Here is a 7010-nt window from a genome sequence, read left to right as displayed (position 1 = left end):
CCATCAAAAACTTGACGCCGGCACCGCGGTGCTCAGGTCCTCATGGCCGCCGGATACACGTCTGCGGTCTTCACCGGATGGGTACACTCAGCGCGACGTTCTGCGCGCCGCTAACGCTGTGCCTCAAGACCCACGATGCAATGCTAATGCAATCGGCTCCGCTGCGCCGGAAGCGGCAATGAGCCAAACCCGCCGCGACCCAAGGCGATGGATCGGATTGATGGTTTGCCGAGAGCTTGGAGAGACTTGGTACGCCCAAGGGGAATCGAACCCCTGTTCCCGCCGTGAGAGGGCGTAAGCCTTAGAGGCGCTGTCTTCGCCATCAACCGCCTTTGTTTTTTCTCTGTTCCCTGTGCATTCACGTTTGAAGGGAGTATCTTCGCCATTGTTCGCAGTCGCGCGCGGCTGTATAATCGACGGATATTAGACGAAATCTGGTTCGCCTCGATGTCGAAGACCCTACGCGAAGCATCATTGACGACCCCGAACGCCCGGAAGGGTTTGGGTGAGGGCGTGCATTGGCGTGGCGTGAGTGCTGAGGTTCATCTTGGCTACAGGAAGGGGAAGCGAGTAGGCCGCTGGCTGGTGCGCTGGCGTCTCCCTGATGGCAGATACAAGCAGGATGGCCTTGGAGCTGCCGACGATGGCCTGACGGCCGATGGCGTCGAAACGCTGAACTTCGAACAGGCTAAGTCCAAGGCGGCTCGATACGTAGAGCACGAACGCCAGAAGCAACAGGATGCTGGCAAGGCTCCGATTCCCACAGTGCGCGAAATAGTGGAGGCCTATGCGGCCGGCCGGAAGGCTCGCGCCATGAAACAGGAAGGGGCCAGACCGGACGATGCCAAGGGCCGCTTAGGCCAGCATGTGCTTTCCCATCCCGTCGCGGCAAAACGCCTCGATGTGCTGACCGACGAGGATCTAGCCGACTGGCGCGAAGGCTTGAGGGCTGAACTCGCTATCTCGACGGTGCGGCGAATCGTGAATGACTTTCGAGCGGCGCTTAATGGGCTGCCAGCCAGGACATTGAAGCGCCTCCCGGCAACATATCCCATGACTGTCAGACTAGGCCTTAGGGTTGGTGAGGCAGAGCCCGCGGCGGCGCGGGATGGTGCAGCCCTCCCCGATGCCGACATCCGGCGCATCATCGAGGCCGCAAAAGCAGTGGATGAGGCAGAGGAATGGAACGGCGACCTGTTCCTTATGGTGGTGGTGCTTGCCGCGACTGGTGCCCGGTTCTCTCAGGTCAGCAGAATGCTGGTAGGCGACGTGCAGCCAGCGCAGTCACGGCTGATGGTTCCAACTTCCCGCAAAGGCCGAGGCCAGAAGCGATCGACACATATTGCAACACGCGTAGGCGCTGATGTCATCGAGGCCTTGCGGCCGTCTATCGCCGGCAGACGGCCGGCTGATATGCTCTTGGACCGGTGGCGGCATCGACAGGAAAAAGCGAAGCCAGGCGCACGCCCAAAATGGGTTCGGGATAGTCGCGGGCCTTGGAAATCTCCGACCGAGTTGACCCGGCCTTGGGCGTTGGTAGTCAAGAAGGCCGGGTTGCCCGCTGATACCGTGCCATATGCCTTGCGGCATTCGTCCATCGTTCGCTGCTTGAGGGCCGCGCTCCCTGTGCGATTGGTGGCGCAGCTTCATGACACATCCGACAAGATGATTGAGCGGCATTACGCCTCCGCCATAGTCAACGCTCTGGACGATTTGACCGCCGCCGCCGTGGTGCCGCTGGTCGATTCGGAGCGGGGGAAAGTGGTGAATTTGCGAGGACGAGAAATCTAGGAATGGCCCAGAACCGGAACACTCAAAAGGTTCAAAAGGTCTGACAGAAATCGCAGGGATAGGCCGGCCAGCCGACAAGTCAGGGCGCACCTCCTGATTTCCCTGCGGTCCCTCTTCAAGGGTGCTTCGCGAAGGTGCGCGATTGCAACAGGAATTGGCTCTACAATACGACGAGATAAGGCGGCGCTCGGATGCTTTTTGGCTCCGCAGACATCAAGGTCTCTGGCCTATTGAAACGCGTGGTCACATCTTCCTTGGCAATGCCATACTGCAGGTAGGGAGGGCGCTATTCGGTGATCGATGGGATGACGATATCCCGCGCCAGTCTATGTTACCGGTTCTAATCCCGCCCAATCCGATTGTAACAGACGGGTTTGACCAAGATTATGCATTTGGATTGCTGCGTGGCTATCGCCCACAGGCGCTTTCATCTCCTCAAAAGATGGCCCCTCCGCTATCTCCCGACGAGTGGAGAGCCGCGTTCGAAGTTTACAGGCTTCGCGAGCATGACCGAAACGCGCGAGCTAGCGAGTATATGTTTCGTGGCGTCTTGCCGCATATGACGGTCGCATTGGCGAATGAAGCTCTGCGCGCAGTCTGCAGGATTGGTAACGAATACCGGCCGGTAAGTCCCGATTTTTGGGTAGACGAAGGGGCGTCATATCCGCGTTTTGTCGAGAGCCAGATGAATCTGGATCGCCCTGACATCCAGCAGTTGCCGAACCTCCATGAGCAACTGTTTTCCTCGCTTCCACGCGAATTGCTTGATGGGAACAGTTGGATATTTCTGACCGGGGACAGCTTGCAAAAGTACCTCAAGGTCCTTGGAGCCGACGGCCCCCATGTGAGCGGGAACGGTAACAAAAAGCCATTACCTGACGGGTTTCTAACAAAGCTGATGTCCTTTGCTGAAACTCTTCTGTCGCAATCGTCATCGGAATATCCCACGCAGTTGGAAATGACAGAGACCTTGAACGCAGCAATCGACTTCGGCGGATACCACGCGAGCAATCATCGGGTCAGAAGTGTCTGGCCGAATTCATGGACCACAAAGCCGGGGCCCAGGCCAAAGCTCAATGAAGCCCAGATCTCAAAATTGCAGCAGGAATTAAGTCAGGAGTTGCGGCGACTATTAAGTCACTAATCGCGACGCGACTTGCCGTGCCCTAATTCGAATGAATTATGGCCTTAAAATACAACGGGTTAGCCTTCCCACATTCACCGCGTTCATTGGCGAATGATGAAGAAGGAACCCGAAATGACTGCCATATCTCTGACCATCAAAAACGCTTCGGAGGCCTCCGGTCTTGGGCCGACGAAGATCTACGAACTCATCAAGACCCGGAAGATTGAGGCGCGGAAGGAGGGCCGCCGGACGCTGATTCTGGCTGATAGTCTTCGCAAGCACATCGAAAACCTACCATCGGTTATGGAGGGATGAGCCCATGCATCCCCATAGCGCAACGCCGCGCCTGACGGGCTCAAACGTCAGACACGGCGAAACGGTAGTTCTAAAGGCTGGACAGCTTCAAAACTATCAAATCGCCGCATCCCCCGCAACGGAAATCGCCGCTTTCATTCTCGCGGCCAAGCATCGCTTGCCCTTGCACATCGCCAGGCTCGTTTGCGAGCTGGCGCACATTGGCGGGAGGCTTGCATGACCCATAGGAGCAAAATCTGGGTTCGCGTCAAGGTGCTGCCCGATGGCGAGCCGATGACGATCTATGGCCGTGAGGCCTGGTGCCTTCGTAGCCTTATCGAGGCGGGCGAAAAGGGCTGCACTCCCATTTCGCATCCTGGGCCACGGTTCGCCGCGTACGTCCACGATCTGCGGCATGATTTCGGGCTTGTAATCGAAAGCATCCACGAAGCACATGCCGGCGCCTATCCGGGCTCGCATTGTCGCTATGTGCTTCGCTCCAGTGTGGCCATCCTCGAAGACAACGACACGGCGAGGGCGGCGGCATGATGACCCCCGGCGACCATTTCATCAAAGACGCAGCCCGCGCATTCGCCAAGCTTGTAGCCGATTCCGATATCCATGGCGGTATCACCCAGAGCCCGGAAGGTCTCGAGGAAGTAGCTGCAACCGTCGTCTCCATTATGGGCGGTGGTGCGGTTTTCTCCCCCGAAACCGCTGCGGATCTACGGCAGGCTGCCCGTGAGGCCTATCAGGAGCGGCTGCAATTCCTCAAGTCCATATCTGGCCGGATTGGAGGAGGCTAAGGTGCGCGACTATTCCAAAATCAGCCCCAAGGTGTGGCGTTCTCCAAGGTTCCGGAGCCAAGCAGATGATTCAAGGCTGCTCTACGTCTATTTGCTCACATGCGAGCATCAATCCAGCGCGGGGTGCTTCAGGCTCCCCGACGCCTACGCCGCAGAGAACCTTAATTGGCCTATCGAACGAGTGCAGGCGGCCCGCACGCCGCTAGTGGGTTGCGAGTTGGTGGCACACGACCCGGAAACATTCGAGTACTTCATTCCGCGTTGGTTCCGCCACAACCCGACAACCAACCCCAAGCATCTGCAAGGCGTGATGCGGCTGATTTCCGAGCTGGACAGTGACCCGGTTCGGGAGGCCGCAGAGGCCGAACTTGAAGAGAGCTTGGAGACAAGGGCGCAGACCTCGACAAACGTGGTTTCTGCAAGAGAGAAGTTCCCAGGGAACGACCGTTTAACCGGGTCAAACTACCTCTCTGGCAACGGGAGGGGATAGCCCTATGAAAGCCCTTTCCAAGCACTCCGATATACAGAGACAGAGACTGAAACTAGACAGAGACCGAGACGGAGACAAAAACCGAGACCGAAACAAGACTGAAACACACACCGTCATTTTCTCGAACGATGGCGCACCCTCACCGGCAGCAAGAGGCTTTGGAGGGACGAAAGGGGCTAGAGCGCCCACGGCAGCGCCCTACGGCCTCAAGGCCTCCAAGGGAGATTCCAGATGCTACGAATGGCCCGAGGCTCTACACGGGCTCCGTAGCTGGCTGCAAAGGCACGGGGTTGATGTTGGCGCCCTCAAGAGCGAACGGCAAGCGCTCTGGCTGGCTAAGAGGCTCGGCCGGCAGGGTAAGCAGATGCCCCATAGGCTGGCTCCCCTATTCCCTGCTCTGCTGAAGATCCAGCGTACCCTCTGCCCCGTACCGACTGGCGAGCGGAAAGCCCCTACAGCAGCAAAGGCGGTGCCAGGAACATTTGGGCCGGCTTCACCGGTTCGATCGATCAGCGTGGCCGACTACCTTGCGGAAAAGGCGGCCGGGCAGAACGGAGGCGTTCATGGATAGCCCCAAGCTCATCAGCCTCAAGGAAGCCGCCGGCCTCGCCAAGGTGAGCCCCGAAACAATCGCCAGATGGGCAAAGCGCTATGGCATAGCCAAGCAGATGCATTCCAAAGCCCCTTGGCGCGTCGATCCTGTCGCGCTCGGCTTCGTGTCGCTAGGTGATGCGGAGGGCCTGCGAGCATATCAGGCAGCCAAGGTCGGCAGGTAATAAGGAGACTGTTCCGCAAACCTAACGTTTTCAATGGGTTATCCCATTTTAAATGCACGAAATAATATTGCGTTAGACGGGCTGTTTACACAACAATCTTGCGCGCAGACAGGCAAGAACTGCTAAGCCTATGTAAACAAAGCGCTTTATGCCTCGTCCCGGATAGCCGCCTATCTTACCCCGAAACACCGCACTGCGAACAGTCCCGACATCAGCGGGTTAGGCACTGAGAACAGTGGCGTAACAGTGGGCGGGAAAGCCTCGCAAGAACAGCGGGTTAGCTGTCGATGATGCCCGATAATGCCGATGATATGTGACGCTATCCGGCACCGGTTTTGGTAAAAACAATCCAGGTTTCAAACGAGGATCGACCCTTATGCGCTTGCGGGTAGCAATGGCTGAAAACATCAAGCTCCGGGTTTCGCCCGAGGAAAAGCGCGCCCTTCGCGCGGCTGCGATGCAACGAGGGCTCAGCCTGTCGGGTTTCATCCGCCAGGTTGCGGCCCAGGAAACGGGGATTGCCGCCTAATGTCGTCTATCTGGGACTGGAGCAAGGTTGCCGCCTCCAACGCGACGGCCGATAGCGCCGTCAACTGGCAAGAAGGCCAATTGCCGAGCACCGTGAACGGCAGCGCCCGGCAAATGATGGCCCGCAGTGCTGAATTGCTTGGCGACATCGGCGGCGCCCTGACGGCCGGTGGCAGCGCGAATGTTTTGACCGTGTCTGCAAATTCGGCGTTCACGGCCTATGCAGACGGGCTGATCCTAGCCCTTCGAGGCGCTACGGATAACACGGCAGCCTCAACGCTCAATGTGAATAGCATCGGAGCAAAGTCGATCCGCAAAGTGACGGCGAGCGGTGACTCTGCTCTTTCAGGCGCAGAGATCCAAGCGGACGGCATCTATCTGCTGGCGTATTCGAGCGCGCTCAACGCCTCCGCTGGCGGGTGGCAGTTGCTCAATCCGACAATGGATTTCAGCAGCTTTGTCACCAAGACCGGAGCCGAGACGCTCACCAATAAGACCCTGACCAGCCCGGCAATCAATACGCCGACCATCACAGGTGGCTCCGGCAGCGGCATGACGCTGACCACGGCTACCCTCACAACGCCGACACTGACCCTGAAGCAGAGCGCAACGCCAACTCCTACGGCTGACGGCGATATCCAGTGGGATACGGACGACAACGTTCTGGCGATCGGCGACGGCGCGGCGACGAAGCTGTTCCTTCCGATCCCGGCAAGCACGGCGTCCGGCGACATCGAATATTTCACGGGCGCGAAGGTCAAGGCCCGTCTTGCTAAGGGGACTGCGAGCCAGGCTCTTCTGATGAATGCGGGCGCGACGGCTCCGGCTTGGACGACGTTGCCCTTTACAGCGTCCTTCGAAAGCGCACAGCAGACCATCACGAATGCTGGGGCATTGACCCTTGCTCATGGCCTTGGTGTGCAGCCAAAGCTGTATATAGCGTTCCTGCAATGCGCGACGGCTGAACTTGGATACAGTATTGGAGATGAAATTCCGCTCACTAGCGAGAACTCATCTAACAAGGGTGTTTCTCTGGTAGCTGACGCGACAAATATAAACGTTCGCTTCGGCAGCACCACCATGTCAATTCTGAACAAGACAACGGGCGGTGGCAACGGTGCCTTTACGAATGCCAACTGGAGACTTGTCGTGAGGGCATGGGCATGACCCCCGCGGCTCTGCCAACCCTCATGCAATTC

General features: G+C 58.1%; 9 protein-coding genes. All 9 read left to right on the top strand.

The window, feature by feature from the left end; all coding sequences use genetic code 11:
- Positions 1–447: 447 nt before the first annotated feature.
- Entirely contained in the window at positions 448–1791 is a 1344-nt protein-coding gene (locus tag NKJ32_RS01855; protein ID WP_352826700.1) for a tyrosine-type recombinase/integrase, read from the top strand.
- Between the two features lie 142 nt (positions 1792–1933).
- Positions 1934–2935 carry a hypothetical protein gene (locus tag NKJ32_RS01850; RefSeq protein ID WP_352826698.1) on the top strand — a complete coding sequence of 334 codons (1002 nt, stop codon included), beginning with the start codon at positions 1934–1936 and terminating at the stop codon, positions 2933–2935.
- A gap of 114 nt (positions 2936–3049) precedes the next feature.
- Positions 3050–3232 carry a helix-turn-helix domain-containing protein gene (locus NKJ32_RS01845; RefSeq protein ID WP_352826696.1) on the top strand — a complete coding sequence of 61 codons (183 nt, stop codon included), beginning with the start codon at positions 3050–3052 and terminating at the stop codon, positions 3230–3232.
- A gap of 216 nt (positions 3233–3448) precedes the next feature.
- Positions 3449–3760: a winged helix domain-containing protein gene (locus NKJ32_RS01840; RefSeq protein ID WP_352826694.1), complete on the top strand. Its 312-nt coding sequence runs from the start codon at positions 3449–3451 to the stop codon at positions 3758–3760.
- Positions 3757–4017, top strand: coding sequence for a hypothetical protein (locus NKJ32_RS01835; protein WP_352826692.1), 261 nt, complete (start codon positions 3757–3759; stop codon positions 4015–4017). Before NKJ32_RS01840 ends, NKJ32_RS01835 begins: the two co-directional genes overlap by 4 nt.
- A gap of 1 nt (position 4018) precedes the next feature.
- Complete coding sequence (locus tag NKJ32_RS01830; RefSeq protein ID WP_352826690.1) at positions 4019–4507, top strand: hypothetical protein; 489 nt, start codon at positions 4019–4021, stop codon at positions 4505–4507.
- Between the two features lie 563 nt (positions 4508–5070).
- Positions 5071–5283 carry a MerR family transcriptional regulator gene (locus NKJ32_RS01825; protein ID WP_352826688.1) on the top strand — a complete coding sequence of 71 codons (213 nt, stop codon included), beginning with the start codon at positions 5071–5073 and terminating at the stop codon, positions 5281–5283.
- Between the two features lie 313 nt (positions 5284–5596).
- Positions 5597–5812, top strand: a complete 216-nt coding sequence (locus NKJ32_RS01820) for a plasmid mobilization protein (RefSeq protein WP_352826687.1) — start codon at positions 5597–5599, stop codon at positions 5810–5812.
- Positions 5812–6978 carry a hypothetical protein gene (locus NKJ32_RS01815; protein WP_352826686.1) on the top strand — a complete coding sequence of 389 codons (1167 nt, stop codon included), beginning with the start codon at positions 5812–5814 and terminating at the stop codon, positions 6976–6978. Before NKJ32_RS01820 ends, NKJ32_RS01815 begins: the two co-directional genes overlap by 1 nt.
- Positions 6979–7010: the final 32 nt, after the last annotated feature.

This window comes from Mesorhizobium sp. M0159 (assembly GCF_040322295.1).
Classification (GTDB): Bacteria; Pseudomonadota; Alphaproteobacteria; order Rhizobiales; family Rhizobiaceae; genus Mesorhizobium.
The sequence above is the reverse complement of the archived record's forward strand: the minus strand, read 5'-3'. Positions and strand labels throughout refer to the sequence as shown.